This window comes from Pseudoalteromonas sp. T1lg65 (assembly GCF_051930985.1).
Taxonomy (GTDB): Bacteria; Pseudomonadota; Gammaproteobacteria; order Enterobacterales; family Alteromonadaceae; genus Pseudoalteromonas.
This window is the reverse complement of the sequence record NZ_CP196837.1, coordinates 2,901,006-2,917,213: the sequence shown is the minus strand read 5'-3', so window position 1 is coordinate 2,917,213 and position 16,208 is coordinate 2,901,006. Positions and strand designations below refer to the sequence as shown.

14 protein-coding genes are annotated in these 16,208 nt (G+C 43.9%); 10 read left to right on the top strand and 4 right to left on the bottom strand.

What is annotated here, in order from left to right; all coding sequences use genetic code 11:
* Window position 1: 1 nt before the first annotated feature.
* Window positions 2-2,590: a leucine--tRNA ligase gene (gene leuS / locus ACSLBF_RS12820; RefSeq protein ID WP_440053770.1), complete on the bottom strand. Its 2,589-nt coding sequence runs from the start codon at window positions 2,588-2,590 to the stop codon at window positions 2-4.
* A gap of 395 nt (window positions 2,591-2,985) precedes the next feature.
* Here leuS and ACSLBF_RS12815 point away from each other — a divergent pair, with 395 nt between their 5' ends.
* From ACSLBF_RS12815 to ACSLBF_RS12775, 9 genes are all read left to right on the top strand, one after another.
* A complete protein-coding gene (locus ACSLBF_RS12815) occupies window positions 2,986-5,121 on the top strand; it encodes a TonB-dependent receptor (RefSeq protein WP_440053769.1) in 2,136 nt (711 codons plus the stop codon).
* A 145-nt stretch (window positions 5,122-5,266) separates the two neighbouring features.
* Entirely contained in the window at window positions 5,267-5,725 is a 459-nt protein-coding gene (locus ACSLBF_RS12810) for a zinc ribbon-containing protein (protein ID WP_440053768.1), read from the top strand.
* 83 nt (window positions 5,726-5,808) lie between these two features.
* On the top strand, window positions 5,809-8,238 hold the full coding sequence (locus tag ACSLBF_RS12805) for a Lon protease family protein (protein ID WP_440053767.1): 2,430 nt from the start codon (window positions 5,809-5,811) through the stop codon (window positions 8,236-8,238).
* On the top strand, window positions 8,225-8,704 hold the full coding sequence (locus tag ACSLBF_RS12800) for an FKBP-type peptidyl-prolyl cis-trans isomerase (protein WP_440053766.1): 480 nt from the start codon (window positions 8,225-8,227) through the stop codon (window positions 8,702-8,704). The genes ACSLBF_RS12805 and ACSLBF_RS12800 overlap by 14 nt, the downstream gene beginning before the upstream one ends.
* Window positions 8,705-8,892: 188 nt before the next feature.
* Entirely contained in the window at window positions 8,893-9,267 is a 375-nt protein-coding gene (locus ACSLBF_RS12795; protein WP_440053765.1) for a helix-turn-helix domain-containing protein, read from the top strand.
* Window positions 9,267-9,452, top strand: coding sequence for a hypothetical protein (locus tag ACSLBF_RS12790; RefSeq protein ID WP_440053764.1), 186 nt, complete (start codon window positions 9,267-9,269; stop codon window positions 9,450-9,452). The genes ACSLBF_RS12795 and ACSLBF_RS12790 overlap by 1 nt, the downstream gene beginning before the upstream one ends.
* Before the next feature lie 123 nt (window positions 9,453-9,575).
* Window positions 9,576-9,728 carry a hypothetical protein gene (locus tag ACSLBF_RS12785; RefSeq protein ID WP_440053763.1) on the top strand — a complete coding sequence of 51 codons (153 nt, stop codon included), beginning with the start codon at window positions 9,576-9,578 and terminating at the stop codon, window positions 9,726-9,728.
* Between the two features lies 1 nt (window position 9,729).
* Window positions 9,730-9,933 (top strand): hypothetical protein, encoded by a 204-nt coding sequence (locus ACSLBF_RS12780; RefSeq protein WP_440053762.1) that lies wholly within the window; start codon window positions 9,730-9,732, stop codon window positions 9,931-9,933.
* A gap of 14 nt (window positions 9,934-9,947) precedes the next feature.
* A complete protein-coding gene (locus ACSLBF_RS12775; RefSeq protein WP_440053761.1) occupies window positions 9,948-10,526 on the top strand; it encodes a hypothetical protein in 579 nt (192 codons plus the stop codon).
* A 57-nt stretch (window positions 10,527-10,583) separates the two neighbouring features.
* On the opposite strand, the gene ACSLBF_RS12770 is transcribed toward ACSLBF_RS12775, so the two are convergent.
* A complete protein-coding gene (locus ACSLBF_RS12770; protein WP_440053760.1) occupies window positions 10,584-10,778 on the bottom strand; it encodes a hypothetical protein in 195 nt (64 codons plus the stop codon).
* A gap of 309 nt (window positions 10,779-11,087) precedes the next feature.
* Entirely contained in the window at window positions 11,088-13,979 is a 2,892-nt protein-coding gene (locus ACSLBF_RS12765; protein WP_440053759.1) for an insulinase family protein, read from the bottom strand.
* Between the two features lie 220 nt (window positions 13,980-14,199).
* On the opposite strand from ACSLBF_RS12765, the gene yegD reads away from it, so the two are divergent.
* Window positions 14,200-15,558 (top strand): molecular chaperone, encoded by a 1,359-nt coding sequence (gene yegD / locus ACSLBF_RS12760; RefSeq protein ID WP_440053758.1) that lies wholly within the window; start codon window positions 14,200-14,202, stop codon window positions 15,556-15,558.
* An 8-nt stretch (window positions 15,559-15,566) separates the two neighbouring features.
* Here the strand turns inward: yegD and ACSLBF_RS12755 are convergent, their stop codons facing one another.
* Window positions 15,567-16,205, bottom strand: a complete 639-nt coding sequence (locus ACSLBF_RS12755; protein ID WP_440053757.1) for a LysE family translocator — start codon at window positions 16,203-16,205, stop codon at window positions 15,567-15,569.
* Between the last annotated feature and the right edge of the window lie 3 nt (window positions 16,206-16,208).

The window sequence follows — 16,208 nt, the reverse complement described above, 5'->3', positions numbered from 1 at the left end:
CTTAGTTGGCTACCACGTTTAGTAGTTTACCCGGCACATAGATAACCTTGCGAATGGTTAGGCCATCGGTGAACTTAGTGACATTTTCTTCTGCAAATGCAATGGCTTCGACCTGTTCTTGTGTCGCATCAGCCGCAACCGTCAGCTTTGCACGAAGTTTGCCGTTCACTTGTACGATGATCAGTTTTTCATCTTCAACCAACGCACTTTGATCTACTTTAGGCCAAGCGGCGTCTAGGATGTCACCAGCTTTTCCTAATTCAGACCACAGTTCATGACACATATGCGGCGTGATTGGTGCAAGCATAATGATCATCGCTTCAAGCGCTTCATTGGCTAGCGCAATATCTTGCTCATCGGCAAGAGGGGCTTTTATCAGCTTGTTTGATAACTCCATGACCGCAGCGATAGCAGTATTAAACGTTTGGCGACGCTCAATATCATCAGTGACTTTGGCAATCGCTTTGTGTAAATCACGACGCAATGTTTTTTGCGCTGCGTTTAACTTACTGACATCAAGTTGGGCAGTCCCTGCGTTATTCACGTCTACTGCGTATTTCCAGATACGACGAAGGAAACGGTGCGCACCTTCAACGCCTGAATCCGACCATTCAAGTGTTTGCTCTGGTGGTGCGGTAAACATCATAAACAAACGAACCGTGTCAGCGCCGTATTGTTTGATTACGGTTTGTGGGTCGATACCGTTGTTTTTCGACTTTGACATTTTGCTCATACCAGCAGATTGCACCGGCTGACCATCTTCTTTGTGCCATGCTTTAAGAATGCGACCCTTGTCGTCTGTCTCTGTTTGCACGTCCGTTGGCGAGATCCAAATGTCACCGCCTTTTTCGTCTTTGCGGAAGTAAGTCTCTGCAAGCACCATACCTTGACACAGTAGACGCTCGAACGGCTCATCAGAGTTAACTAGCCCAAAGTCACGAAGTAACTTGTGGAAGAAACGCGAGTACAATAAGTGTAAAATGGCATGCTCGATACCACCAATGTATTGGTTAACTGGCAACCAGTAATTTGCTGCACCTGGCTCTAACATACCTTCGTCGTAACGTGGGCTGCAGTAGCGCGCATAGTACCAAGATGATTCCATAAACGTATCGAATGTATCCGTTTCGTGGAATACCGGTTCGCCATTTACCGTCGCTTTCGCCCATTCAGGGTCGGCTTTAATTGGTGAAGTAACGCCGTTCATAACCACGTCTTCAGGAAGGCGCACAGGCAGCATATCTTCAGGGGCGGCAAGCTCTGAACCATCTTCTTTGTTTAACATTGGGATTGGTGAACCCCAATAACGCTGACGGCTTACCCCCCAGTCGCGCAGACGGAAGTTCACTTTGCGCTTACCAACACCGATTGATTCTAACTTAGTTGCAATTGCTTCAAACGCTGCGTCAAAGTCTAGGCCGTCAAACTCACCAGAGTTTATCAGTGTGCCTTTTTCTGTGAACGCTTCTTTTTCAAGGTTTGCTGCAACTTCAGCGTCGGCAAGAGGTTGAATAACTTGCTTAATCTCAAGTCCATAAGCAGTTGCAAACTCGTAGTCACGTTGGTCGTGACCCGGTACGGCCATGACGGCACCTGAGCCATAATCCATCAACACAAAGTTAGCAACCCAAATAGGCACTTCCTGACCGGTTAATGGGTGAACGGCTGTAAAGCCAGTGGCAATGCCTTTTTTCTCCATTGTTGCCATGTCAGCTTCGGCAACTTTGGTGTTTTTACATTCTTCAACAAAGCGCGATACCGCTTCGCTGTTTTTCGCCGCTTCTTGTGCAATCGGGTGACCGGCTGCCACAGCCACATACGTTACACCCATAAAGGTATCTGGACGCGTGGTGTATACTGTAAAGCTTTCGTCGTTATCAGCACGTTTAAAGTCGATTTCAACGCCTTCAGAGCGACCAATCCAGTTACGCTGCATGGTTTTAACTTGCTCAGGCCAGTGTTCAAGCTTGTCCAAATCATCTAGCAATTCTTGAGCGTAATCCGTGATTTTGATAAACCACTGTGGAATTTCTTTTTGCTCGACAATCGCACCTGAGCGCCAACCACGGCCGTCAATAACTTGCTCATTTGCAAGTACCGTTTGGTCTACCGGATCCCAGTTTACGGTTGACATTTTCTTGTACACTAAGCCTTTTTCGTAAAGCTTAGTGAAAAACCACTGTTCCCACTTGTAGTATTCAGGATGACAGGTGGCGATTTCGCGATCCCAGTCATAACCAAAACCAAGTTGTTTTAGCTGGTTACGCATGTAATCGATATTTTCGTAGGTCCATTTTGCTGGTGCAGTATTGTTTTTAATTGCCGCGTTTTCAGCTGGCAGGCCAAATGCATCCCAACCCATAGGCTGCATGACGTTTTTACCTTGTAGGCGTTGGAAACGAGAAACCACGTCGCCAATGGTGTAGTTACGTACGTGACCCATGTGGAGGCGACCACTTGGATAAGGGAACATTGAGAGGCAGTAGTACTTCTCTTTACTTTCGTCTTCAACCACTTTGAACGTGTTGTTTTCTTCCCAGTACGACTGTACTTTGGCTTCGATATCTTGCGGGTTATATTGCTCTTGCATCTAGGTTTCCAAACATCTGGCAAAATTAATAGAAAATTGCCCGATAGCATACCCGAATTTAGCCCGTAATCACAGCACCTCACAGGTAAATATTTAACTTCAGCTTTGCACAAGATATTTGCAAAAAGAAATGTTTAAACGCGCTGTAATTTTTGACTCCTAATGGGGTCATTTCACATCATTCAGTTGTATGGAAAAGGGACTATTTCGTTCTTAGGTTTTACCTAAGCTCCTTGTTATGACCCCGTTTGTTGCAGGGAATCCATCAATGTTCAGAGTTTAAAGTTTAATTGCTATTGCAAATAGTTATCATTTGGCTTGCTTTTTGTGGGTTTGCAACTTAATATGCCGCCACTCAATTTATTAATACTATTCTAATTTAATCAAGGGTGAGCATGCTTAGAACAACATTTAGCGCGCTAGCGATAGCAGTTTCAGGCGCGGTAGTTGCAGACGAAGTAAACACAAACAATGATACAGCGCTAGATATGGAGCGTATTGTTGTTTCGGGTAGTCGAGTGTTTGAAAGTATCGATGAAGTACCGGCATCAATAACCATTATTACCCAGCAACAGATCCAAGATCACTTAAAAGTGAATCCTGAACTGCAAAGCTTGTTATCACAAATTGTTCCGGGGCTTGCGCCGGATACGGGTTCCTCAAGCAATTCAGGTCAATCATTACGCGGTCGAGCGCCGCTAGTTATGATCGATGGTGTGCCTCAATCTACACCGTTACGTAACGGTTCGCTTGGCGTCAAAACCCTTGATCCTAGTGCTATTGCCAGAATTGAGGTGATTAAAGGTGCTACGTCGATTTATGGTAATGGCGCGTCGGGTGGGATCATTAACTACATCACCAAACAAGCAGACACCGACGGACAGTTGGATGGTGAGATCAGTCTTTCTAGCCGTTTTAGTGCGGTTAAATTAGAAGAAAGTGCAGGCGCGCGCGTCTCTGCTGCTGTCAATGGTCGCACTGGTGATTTTAGCTATTTGGTTACTGCCAGCTATGAAGAAAATGGCGTACAGCGTGATGCTGAAGGTGACATTCTTGGCCTACAATACGGTCTGTCTGACTCGGTAACTGAGAACTACTTTACCAAGCTGGGCTATGACTTTGATGAAGAAAAGCGTTTGCAGTTTAGCTATAACTTCTACAGTTCTCAGCAAAAAACGGATTTAGGCGATGTCGTTGGCGACATGCAAAAAGGTGAAAAAACCTACGCTGTCCACGTGCCACCAGCGCTACAAAAGCAGGGCAAGCCACAAGGTCCTGATGGGAATGAAAACATCACGGTAAAATATACCGATCTAGAGATTTTCAATAATACCCAGCTAACGCTTGATGCCTACATGCAAGATATTGAAAACGTGTTCTTCTTCTCGACCAGTTTGGCAAACCCTGAAGATGGCTACAGCGGTGGACAATCTATTATTCGTTCGGAGAAAAAAGGCGCGCGTGCGACGTTCAACACCGTCGCTGATTTTGACCAAGTCCAAGCAACCTTTATCTATGGTATTGACGCGCTACGAGACATTACTTCACAGCCGCTGGTAGATGGTCGTATGTGGGTACCAGAAATGGACATGAAAAGTGTCGCAGGTTACTTACAAACCAAATGGCTGGTTGCCGATGACTTAGTGCTAAAAGCGGGCGTGAGAAAAGAAAGCATCGACCTTGCTGTCGATGATTATCGTACCTTAAAGTTGTGTCGTTCAGGCCAACAGTGTACAACGCCATTCGAGGTAAAAGGCGACACGATTGATTATGATGCAACCACCTATAACGTCGGTGTTAAGTACAATGCCAACGAACTGTTTAGCCCGTTTTTCAGCTACTCACAAGGCTCTGATATTTCAGATGTAGGTCGTTTATTGCGCTCAGCGACAGTGAGCGACATTGGTTTGATCCAAACAGAAGCCTCGATCATCGATAACTATGAGGTTGGTTTTAATTCTCAACTAGATGACGTGCGTTTTGAATTTGCTGCTTACCGTAGTACATCAGAGCTTGGCACGACCAACACCTTCAATAGCAAAACTGGTATTTATGAACCGGTTCGTGCACCACAAAAAATTTGGGGCTACGAAGCGCTTGTTGATTACAAAATTAATGCCGAGTTAAATCTTGTTGCGACTTACAGTTTTGTTGAAGGTAAAAATACCAAAGACAATAGTTACTTAGGTTCTAGGCAAATCAGTCCCGCCAAATTTACCGCAAACCTAAATTGGCAGCCTAGCGATGCGCTATCAATGAGCTTAAGTTATTTATACGTTGGTAACCGTAAGCGCTTTGATATCGGCGAAAATGGTCGTTACTCGGTCGATCAGGGACCAATTACTAACTACAACATCTTTAACTTCAGCGGCAAATATCAATTTGCGCCGAATTGGCAAGGCTTTGTGGGCATTGAAAACTTGTTCAATGCGGACTATTTCACCGCAAGAGCGCAATCATACACTTATGGTGGTTATAACGTAAAAGGTCTAGGCACTACAGTTACTATGGGTGTCACTTACGATTTTTAATCGCTAAAATCTAATGAGCAGGGTTTGTAGGCAATCAACATACACAAACCCTGTTATTCCTAGTCTACACTTTATCTATTACCGCCAACACAGAAAATGTAACTGGTAGTATTCAGTGAAGGGACCGACATAGGAGTAAATAGCAATGGCAGATTACAAAAAGTGGCTCAATCAGTTTTCGTCTTGGCTTAAAGATGTGAAAGAGCATGAGCTGGATGACTTATCAAAACGATTTTGGGAAACACAAAAGGAATTTAAAGAGTACACCAAGCACACCTTCGACGATTATTACTACTACCTCAAGCGGGATGTGGAGCACTTTTTAGAAAACAAAGCGCACTACGACGACGTCGCATGGCAAGAAACCAAAGCCAATATCTTATTTGAAATATCGCAAATGGAAGACCGTACTCAGTTAGAATGGACGGCGATGCTGCGTGATTTTGAGCACCAAGGTGTTTACAAACAAGGAGAATGGATAGCTTTGGGGCAATTAGTGTGTAAGAATTGTGGTCATAAATTTGATGTTTATTATGCAACTGAAATCCCTGAGTGCAGTGAATGCGGTCATGGAGAATATATAAGAAGAGCGTTAGCGCCCTAAAGCTAGCATATAGTACAGCGGCGCGATGGCTGAAATAAAACGCATGCATAAACAAGCACCATAAACATAACTAAGAAGTTAGAATGACCAAATCCACCTCTATTTTTTCTAAAAAATCGGTGTCGGCTGAAGCGCTGGCACCTGAAATCTCGCTTACTCACATTGAAAACTGTATTCAAAACCCTTACCCGGAAGCTTTACCGTTTATCGGCCAACAGCGTGCGCAAACGGCCATTGACTTTGCGCTAGGAATGGACCTGCCGGGTTACAATGTGTATGTAATGGGCGAAGCTGCGTTGGGCCGTTTCACTATGGTTAAAGACAAGCTTGATGCCCATAGCAAAACCAAACCAACGCCTAAAGAATGGTTGTACGTCAATAACTATGACGACCACCGTGAGCCAATCGCGCTATTTATGCAAGCTGGTGAAAGTAAGCAGCTAGAAGAAGACATCGATGCCTTTATTGATGAGATTTTAGATACTTTTCCTGCGGCATTTGATAACCCAGGTTATCAGCGCAAGAAAAAGTCGCTCGACAAAGAGTTTGAACTGAAATACGACGCCGCGATTACCGCGGTAGAGCAGCAAGCGATTGACCTGAGTGTTGCGCTGATTGAAGACAGTGGCACGGTCGGATTTGCCCCTGTGGTAGATGGAAAACAGCTCAGCGATGCCGAGTTTGCGGCGCTAGACGAACATGTGCAAGCGCACTTTCTAAACGCTATCGATAAACTGGAAGATGCCTTAATTGAATCGTTGATTGAGCTGCCTAGATGGAAGCGCGAGTCATCTGAGAAACTCCGTAAACTTAAAAAGACCACCATCGAAATGGCGGCCAAGCCGTTATTAAAAGATCTTGAGCATAAGTATGCTAGCCACATTGGTGTATTGCGTTACTTAAAAGATTTAAAGGTTGAGATTGTCGACGCGGTGCTTGATTGGTTAGATGACGATGACAGCAGTGATGACAACAAAGATGACTTTGATTCTAAAGCCATGCTAACCGACTTTTTTGCCCCCAATATTTTGGTTGAGTTTAAAGATGGCGATCCTGCCCCGGTGGTTTATGAGCCCAATCCAACCTTTGGCAATATTTTTGGCACGGTTGAATATGCCACTTCTCAGGGCAATTTAATTACTAGTTATCGCTCAATCCAAGCAGGTGCATTGCACCGCGCTAACGGCGGCTACTTGATTATGGATGCCGAAAAAGTCATGGCGAACGCCCAAGTGTGGGATGGTTTAAAGTTGTCACTAAAAACCCATCAAATTAAAAACGACTTGCCTTATCAAGACAGCTCAGTCGGCAGCAGTTTTACCTTAAAGCCTCAGCTTATTCCGTTAAATGTAAAAATTATTTTGTTAGGTTCAAGAGACTTGTATTACACCATTGGTGAATACGATGAAGAGTTTGGTGAGTTGTTCCGTGTTTTGGCTGACTTTGACTACTACCTGCCAAGTTCAGACAAAGTGCAATATCAGTTTATTGTGAAGGTGCTGGAATACTGTCGTAATGAGCTGCACTGTGAATTGACACCTCAAGCGTTAGCACGCATGTTGAAGTTTAGTTACCGCCAAGCCGAGCACCACAGTAAGTTATCGGCGCGTTTTGCCGATGTACTTGAGCTGGTGGCCGAAGCCAGTTTTTATGCAAAACAAGATGGCTTAAAGCAAATTGATGCTGGTCATATTGACGAAGCCATTATTGGCAAAGAATATCGCACCGGGCAGTTAAGCGAAAATATGCTCAGTGATATTCAAGAAGGGCACACGCTCATCGCCACCGAAGGCACGGCTATTGGTAAGGTGAACGGGTTAACCGTATTGCATATTGGTGACACCGCGTTTGGTACGCCAGCGCGCATTACCTCAACAGTTTATGCTGGTGCAGATGGGGTGATTGACGTTGAGCGTGAGGTAGATTTAGGAAAATCGATCCATTCTAAAGGCGTGATGTTATTGACCGGATATTTGGGTAACAAATATGCTCAGCACTTTAGCTTAACGCTCAGCGCGAATATCGCAATTGAGCAAAACTATGGCTATATCGACGGTGACAGTGCCTCGCTCGCCGAGCTATGTGCGCTACTTTCTGCGGTGACACAACTGCCAGTTGACCAATCCATCGCGTTAACGGGCTCAATTAATCAACATGGTGACGTGCAAGCCATTGGCGGCGTAAACGAAAAAATCGAAGGCTTTTTTAGGCTGTGTAAAATGCGCGGGCTGACCGGCAAGCAAGGCGTGATTATTCCCGAATCCAACCGTGTTAACCTGGTGCTGGCCGACGAGGTAATCGAAGCCGTCAGCAAAGGTCAATTCCACGTGTATGCTGTGGCAACGGTGGATGAAGCGCTAAGTATTTTGATGAACCGTCCTGCGGGTGAATTGACAGACAAAGGTTATCCAACTGATAGTATCAATGCGTTGGCAATGGAAAAATTAGAGCGTATCGCCAAAGTGGTTAACGGCGATGACGACAAAGACGAGGCTGAAAATGACAACAACTAACATCGTCCTGATTGTGGTGGCTGTGGTTATCGCCGCGATATTTTTTAGAAGCAGCCAAAAACAAAAGCAAGTTGCAGATTATAACCGCCAACAAGCACAAGTTTTTTTGGCTGAAAACGCTCAGCAACAGGGCGTACAAAGCACCGCTTCTGGGCTGCAATATCAAGTGATGCAGCAAGGCGAGGGTGGAGGTAAACCAACCGCCACCAGTAAGGTCAAAGTGCATTATCATGGCACGTTAATGGATGGCACGGTGTTTGACAGTTCAGTGGTGCGCCAACAACCCATTAGCTTTGGCTTAACTCAAGTGATTGATGGCTGGACAGAAGGGTTACAGCTGATGTCGGTTGGGGACAAATATCGCTTTTGGATCAAACCCGACCTTGGCTACGGCAATCGTGCCGCAGGTAAAATCGAACCCGGCTCGTTACTTATTTTTGAAGTAGAATTGTTAGCAATTGAATAACCGATGGGGCCAACGCCCCATTTACGACATCTTGCCTGTTGGTGTTCATCAAATCACTTCCAACCAACATAGTAGTAGGTAAGTTCCGCTTAGTAATCCAAATGTAAAAACCGCCTTGTTAATTTTTTTACTTTAGGTTAACATTCTTGGCCATGGAGATAACTAGTCTGTAGGGAATGCCCACAAAAATGTTAAATGATGAAGAAATTAGTTGTTTAATTACAACTGACTTGGATTTGTTGACTCGCGAGTATGACCCAGATCTAGTTAAATATATGCGCCTTACCTTAGGAATGAACTTAAGGCAGTTTGCTAAGGTGGCTGGAGTGTCTCACGGCACTATTGCCAATTGGGAAGCGGGCGTAACCAGACCCAACGATAAACTCTACCAAGATTGCGTCGAAAACTTTATCAATATCCGCAACCGACACAAAAAGCTGCCGGTGCGAGATATCTTGTTTAATGCTAAGACCATTGCACACTTTAAAAAAATGTTTCTCAAACTAAATCGAGATGATAAAAAAGAGTTTATTAAACAGTTTACCGACGAAGGGGATCAGTAATGGCGGCCAACTTTAAAAAATTAATACTGAAAAAGTCAGTGTTAAAAAATATTATAAGCGAATCATCTTTAAAAGCTGTATTTGGAGGCACAATAATAGGTGATGGTAATCAATCCAGCACGCCTCAGCAGCAACCGATATATGAGGCAAATCAAAAGCCTCAAAGCAATGTCTATTTTCCATAGGTGTTAAAGTGAGTTATAAGTGCTATACAAAGTCTTTTTCTATTAGTTACAGTAGGATAGTGACGATGTATATTGGCTTATTTTTTTTATGGCCATTTTCAATTGTTATTGGAGGAGCCAACGGTGAGTAAAAACAGTAAAAAACTCGTACTAAAAAAGTCTGTTTTGAAGACCATTTTTGGTGGGTTTCCGGCTGGTGGCGTGGACCCATCAAGTGTTCCTGAAGCAGAAAGTAATATTAGGTTGCCCGATACTCATCGTGTTCAAGGTGGCTGAGATGAATAAAGTTACAAAAAAGTTAGTGCTGAAAAAGTCAGTGTTAAAAAACATTACTAGCAAATCATCTTTAAATGCAGTGTTTGGAGGAACAGTTGTCGGTGGTGGAGATCCATCGAGTCTCCCCCAACTGCCCGTCGCACCTCAGATTAACAACGTGAATGGGGCTAATCAGCATCTTCCATTTAAACTCGAACATTCCTAGGCGGTAGGTAGTGTATGGATTTAATTCTAAGCTATTTTGAAAACGTTTATAACACAATCAGAACAGTTTTCATCGTTTTGCTGTTGTTGGTTGCTATTGTTAATCGACATGACGGACACCGTGTTTACATGGTCGCAGTGATCATGGGAGTGCATTTGGTCAGTGTTACCATCCTACACTTTGTAACTTTCACGTTAATAGAAACCCAGCTGTTCTATTCGCTCATGGAGCTAGTTATTGTTTTGATGCTTATTTATCGAGTGCATATAATAAGGCCCATCGCTGCGCGTTATTCATCCGTGGCCAATTTATTTAAAAACACCCATAAAGCTAAGCAAGAATATGCCATTATCTTCCTTTACTGCATCTCAATCACCTACAACCTAGCAATGGTTATTGAGCATTTAATAAGACATCCCTACATAATTGGTTTTGATAAGTCCTCGGCTGTTTACACCGTAGTGGTATATAACAGTTACACAGATTTCAAAATCATCGTAGCCGCAATATTAGTGCTCACATTATTCACCATGACTGTCGATGGTTGGGTGATCCGCAAAACTGAACAACCTCGTCAGAAACCGCAAAACTAATGGTTGTGATCCTTGCTCCGTTGAAAGCGGGTGAGGATCACGGTAATCCCACCGTTTTTACTTGTTACTAAATTCTCGCTTGCTAGGTTCACTTGAGTATTCCTGCTGTCTATTCTCATTTTGTTCGCGCTCTTGGTTACACAGCGGGCAAGATACCTTTTCGAGAGGGTTATCCGTGCGAAAATAGTTACATTGCCCAATCAACATGTAATACAAGATTTTTAAAGAAGGAGTTGCGTGCTTATCTATCATGACCCACCTTTGTGTGTTTATAAACCTCAGTTGAGGTGCATGATATTTACTTTGATGTGGTAAATATCAGTCCTTGGTTTACTCACTGTGTGCTAAAAGTACTTCGCCACTTTGTTTAATGTTCCACAGCGTCGCTATGCACAAAATCATAGTCATGAGCTTGTCTAATGTATTGAACAGGAATCAAAAATTTTGGTTTGCGGTGGAGGTGTATTGTCCGGGGCATAAAAGGCGGATAGAACAGGTAGGCTCAGTCATAAATCATAGTAACGCATTGAGGGATTGCCCCTCAATGCGAGTTTAAGTCAGTTATAATCTAACGGCGCGCGTTAGTTGGTTTGAAAAACAGGCATCTTTTTTACACAAGCTGCTGTCGGTCAATGCATTTTTGAAATCCTCGGTATTTCGATGCGCTTGTCCAAAGCTTCTGGTGATAATTGGCGAGCCATTTAAGACCACTTCCTTATATGCACCTTTAATGTCGTCCAAGGTCAGCGCGTCGACTGCGTTGGCTAATTGCGCATTTCTGTCAAACTGCGCGTACCCCAGTTCAATGTTGTGGCTGTAGCTTTGTGTACGCTCGCTGAGGTTTTTATCCTTGGCCGTAAGGTCATTAATCACGGCCATTTTATACTTCTGGAATTCTGCTTCTGGCATATTGGCAATGGTGCTTTCAAAGCCTTCCAAAAACGCATTGACATGACCTTGCAGCTCAACCGGGCCCGCCGCATGAGATTGAATGATAAATAACAGCGTAGGTAAGCCATTCACAAAGTGTTGGCTAGTACCAACAACATAACCCAACTGCTTTTCGGTGCGAATATTTTGACCAAATGGCGCATCAATTAAAGTACCCAATAACGCGTACTTTGCAGAATTTTCAATTGAGGTATCGTCACTTACCAAACTCATTACGAATGATGAATCGTTGTGATCAATGTTCAACTGCTTAATTAAAGGCTGACCTGTTTTATTGACCAGTACCGCTTGTTTGGCTCTTGATTTTGGCGAAGCGTCGGCAAAATTAATTGCATGTAACTGTTTGGCAAGCGCACTTGCATCCGTCGTGGTGATATTGCCATGGCCCAGTACTTCTACATCAATTTCTTTGTGGAATGCTTTGATATAGGCAGCGAGATCCTCCATTGTTACGGTTTGTAGCGCATTTGCCAACGCTGCTGGTGCAAAAGTACTTTCTTTCCATATTGCTTGCATCGCTCCTATAGCTTGAGTGTAAGGACGAGCATGTTTGGCATTTTGCCAATCACGAATTAAACGGTTTTTATGCAATTCAAAACTAGCAGGGTCGATAGTCAGTGATTTAATACGTTTGTTGATGGTTGCCAGTAGCAAGCCCTGTTTTTGGTCGTATCCGCCAACGGTAAACTCAATACCCTGAGATGTTGCGTTGATGTCATAATCAAGGCCCGCTTGTTTTGCTAAATAGCCGTATTCATTGAGGCTGTCTTCTAGCAGTGCGGCATATAAGTCGTTTTTCGCTCTAGACTCGGCGCTGTTGGCGGCAAAGTCTGAGTAGATATTCACAACAACGTCGGCTTTTGGAATTAAAAACTCGCTGTCTTGTTTATGCCAAAACTTAAATCCAGGCTTTTCAAATACCACTTGCGGAATACTTGAAGCCTGACTTTGCGGTTTGACGGCTAACTCAGTGGCAATAAATGGGTTAGCTTCAGGTAGTTTTAGTTCACTGATGGTTTTGGGCGCCGCATAACGAGCCAGCTGTTGTGTTGTTAGCGCCTTGATGCCGTATTTAGTATCGTATTCTGGCTGTATGGTATCGGTTTCTAGTCCTTTGGCGACCAATACAGAACGCAGGTTTTGTGGTGTTAAATACGCAAGATATTCTGAGACTAACTCAGGATCCCACTGTTCATAGGTATACGGTGAATTTAAGACATACTCAGGGGCATAATTTTGTAGCTGGCTAGTTATGAAGCTTGCGGTCATTGCGGCATTATGTTTTTCCGCAAAATTAAACTCAATGTTGGCTATCTTTTGTTGCTCTTCGAAGTATTGCTTACTCACTCCTTGCTCTTTAATCAATTCGATATAGGCGAAAGCGGCTTCTGCTACTTCATCTCGTTGTGCAAGCCCTTTTTTGGTTAGCTCAAAATGAATATACAGCATTTCATGGTCATTCGGACCATAATTATAGGCCGAGAGTGACTCAACAAAGCCTTTATTTTTCAGGTAACTGTATAGGCTTCCAGTACCTTCATGCCCCAACAGTCTGGTCAGTAAACTGACTGGCTTTGTTTTAAAGTGCTTTGTGGTGCTTGGAATAGGGAATTGTAACGTCAAAGAGCGTGTGTCTCGTAACGCATCAATGTTAATTTGTACGCCTAGTTGGTCCTCTGTAAATGGCGCCACTTTGGGCTTGTTCACTGCAATGCCATTGTTCGGAACTGCTGAGAACTTGCTCTTGGCCCAGCTCTCTAGGGTATCAAGGTCTTCTTTACCGACAATCGATAGTGTCATGATAGAAGCAGAATAATACTTTTTATAGTGTGCGCGTAAGTCATCAATGAGTTTTGAGTCTTCGCGATCTGCTAATGTGGTTAAGTTACCAACCGAGAACTGGCTGACCGGGTGTGCTTGGTTACTGGTATCTTTTAGCACTTCCCGATAACGGCGACCTTCGTCTTTAATTTTCAATGAGTATTCTGAGTGAACCGCATTTTTCTCACGATCTACGAAAGTTGGATTAAAAGTTGGAGAGATAAAAAATTCAGAGAAACGATCTAACGCTTCGTTAAATGACGCTTGGTTTACTTCAAAGAAATAGTTGGTGTGTTGTTGACCTGTCCCAGCGTTATAAAAGCCGCCATTCGCTTTGATGAACTCTTGAAATTCACCAACGGTTGGGTACTTTTCTGTACCAAGGAACAGCATATGCTCTAGGAAGTGTGTCAATCCTTCACGGTCTTTAGGATCTGCCATATGCCCAATATGAACATCCATTGAGGCTGCAGATTTATCTGCATTTTCATCAGATACGAGTATTACTTTTAAGCCATTATCTAGCTCTAGATAGCGGTAGTCTCTTTTATCATTCTGGCTTTTTACTACCGAATTACTGGTCGACGCTAGTGAATTTGTGGATTGGCAGCCCGTTAAAACCGTTGTGCCAAGTGTGGCACCAACAAAAAGTGCGATTAGGGTGAGTTTGTTTTTATTCATAGTTACCTCTTTATTTAGCTACCCATTTTCCATGATGGGTCTTGCCCTGTGAGGGGAATATTGCCTATTTCAGTGACGAATGGAAGAGCAATACATACACCTTTACAATTTGACAGATTTCATTAACTTGCCGAGTGATTAGTCGTCGACAAATTCTGTGCTGGGCAACGAGATATTTCGTGATAGACTACGCGACTTTTCTGCTGTCGAGAGGTTTACGATGAAAGTTGGGTTCGATTATGGAAGCTCTAATTGCGCGATGGGCGTAATGCAACAAGGAAAGGTTTCCTTGCTACAGCTAGAGCAAGGTAAGCATTATTTACCTTCTACCATGTATGCGATGCACAATACATTGGTTCCGACCTACGTACAGCAACACCTACCACAGCCAGACATGAGCTATACGCAATCACGTCAAACCCTATTGAATTCAGCTAAGCAGGCAAAACGCGATCTGGACTTAGACGCAAGTGAATCAGGCGTGTTCTTCGGTCAGGCAGCAATAGACGAATATATTGAATTTCCAGACGAAGGCTTTTTTGTAAAGTCCCCAAAGTCTTTCTTTGGTGCGGTTGGTCTAAAGCCACAGCAAATCGCATTTTTTGAAGATATTGCCACGGCTATGATGATGGAGATTAAGCGCCGCGCAGAGTCACAGTTGCAAGACTCGTTAACGCAAACGGTTATTGGTCGCCCTGTTAACTTTCAATCTGTTGGTGGAGAAGAAAGCAATCAACAAGCAGAGCAGATCTTAACCACTGCTGCAAAACGTGCTGGATTTAAAGACGTCGAGTTTCTGTTTGAGCCGCTGGCGGCCGGTATTGAGTTCGAATCTAGCTTACAGCAAGATAACAATGTGTTGGTAGTGGATATTGGCGGTGGTACCAGCGATTGCTCATTTGTACGAATGGGCCCAAGTTATCGTGGCAACGCCAATAGACAGCAAGACTTCTTGGCGCACACAGGTAAGCGCATTGGCGGAAACGATTTAGATATTGCTCTGGCTTATCATCAATTGATGCCACTGTGTGGATTGGGCTCAAAAATGCTGTCCGGTTTACCGATGCCGAACCAGCTGTTTTTACAAGCCTGTCGCATTAACGATGTGCAATCGCAACTGGATTTTTACAGCGACAAGCTGGCTAGAGATCTTTCAGCCATGTTACGTGATGTAATGGAACCAGAAAAACTCAAGCGTCTGATCAAAATCCAGCAAAATAAGCTCACGCATCAATTGGTTAGGGAAGGGGAATTAACCAAAATCGCGATGTCTGAGCAAACAGAGCGACAAGTTAGTTTAGGCTTTCTTGAATCGCAACTTACTCAGTCAGTGACACATCAGGACTTTTCTGATTCAGTAATGAGCAACCTTGAACAAATGGCGACGTTGGCAAAAGAAGCCATCAAACAAGCTGGTGTTAAACCAGATACTATCTTTTTAACGGGTGGCAGTGCTCAATCTCCGCTGCTAAAGGCGACTTTGTCTCAATTGATCGGTGACGTGGAAATGGTTAATGGTGACAACTTTGGTAGTGTCACCGCAGGCTTAACTAAATGGGCGGAACGCGTATTTGCGTAATACGTCTGCTACAGCAATAAATTAACGGCTAAGGCGATAAAAATAAGACCAGAAACGCGGTCTATCCAGATTGGTGCACTGGGGTGTTGACGAAAATAGTTAGCAATTTTATCGCCGCTGTAAATATACATACAGTCAATGGGAAAGGCCAAAATAGGGTAGAGTAAACCAAACATCGCCAGTTGTACCGTGGTTGACGTGCCTAAGCTGCTGTCGACAAACTGCGGAATGAACGCAATAAAAAATAGCGCAACTTTGGGGTTCAACACTTCTGTCATCATGGCTTGAAAAGTCACATTTTTGGCTTTTTTAGTGCTGACGTGCGGTTTGTCCTCGCTATCAATACAGGGCTGCTGAGCAAAAGTAGCCTTAAGGGTGGTTAGTCCTAAATACGCTAAATACGCAGCCCCTAAATATTGCACTGTGGTGTAAGCGGTTTCCGAGGCTTTTAATATCGCCGACAAGCCAACCACAGCAAACACCGTATGTACCACGCCACCTAAAGCGAATCCAATAGCGCTTTGCATGCCAGCACGGCGCCCATTAGTGAAGGTTTGTGCCATCAAAAACGCATTAGATGGCCCTGGTGCAACTGCTATGACAAAGCTGGCAACTAAAAACGAAACGAGATATTCGGGATTAAGCATGTT

Bases quoted from the DNA above. Each gene is read 5' to 3' on its own strand.
- leuS (WP_440053770.1), bottom strand. From the start codon at position 2,590: ATGCAAGAGCAATATAACCCGCAAGATATCGAAGCCAAAGTACAGTCG.
- ACSLBF_RS12815 (WP_440053769.1), top strand. From the start codon at position 2,986: ATGCTTAGAACAACATTTAGCGCGCTAGCGATAGCAGTTTCAGGCGCG.
- ACSLBF_RS12810 (WP_440053768.1), top strand. From the start codon at position 5,267: ATGGCAGATTACAAAAAGTGGCTCAATCAGTTTTCGTCTTGGCTTAAA.
- ACSLBF_RS12805 (WP_440053767.1), top strand. From the start codon at position 5,809: ATGACCAAATCCACCTCTATTTTTTCTAAAAAATCGGTGTCGGCTGAA.
- ACSLBF_RS12800 (WP_440053766.1), top strand. From the start codon at position 8,225: ATGACAACAACTAACATCGTCCTGATTGTGGTGGCTGTGGTTATCGCC.
- ACSLBF_RS12795 (WP_440053765.1), top strand. From the start codon at position 8,893: ATGTTAAATGATGAAGAAATTAGTTGTTTAATTACAACTGACTTGGAT.
- ACSLBF_RS12790 (WP_440053764.1), top strand. From the start codon at position 9,267: ATGGCGGCCAACTTTAAAAAATTAATACTGAAAAAGTCAGTGTTAAAA.
- ACSLBF_RS12780 (WP_440053762.1), top strand. From the start codon at position 9,730: ATGAATAAAGTTACAAAAAAGTTAGTGCTGAAAAAGTCAGTGTTAAAA.
- ACSLBF_RS12775 (WP_440053761.1), top strand. From the start codon at position 9,948: ATGGATTTAATTCTAAGCTATTTTGAAAACGTTTATAACACAATCAGA.
- ACSLBF_RS12770 (WP_440053760.1), bottom strand. From the start codon at position 10,778: ATGATAGATAAGCACGCAACTCCTTCTTTAAAAATCTTGTATTACATG.
- ACSLBF_RS12765 (WP_440053759.1), bottom strand. From the start codon at position 13,979: ATGAATAAAAACAAACTCACCCTAATCGCACTTTTTGTTGGTGCCACA.
- yegD (WP_440053758.1), top strand. From the start codon at position 14,200: ATGAAAGTTGGGTTCGATTATGGAAGCTCTAATTGCGCGATGGGCGTA.
- ACSLBF_RS12755 (WP_440053757.1), bottom strand. From the start codon at position 16,205: ATGCTTAATCCCGAATATCTCGTTTCGTTTTTAGTTGCCAGCTTTGTC.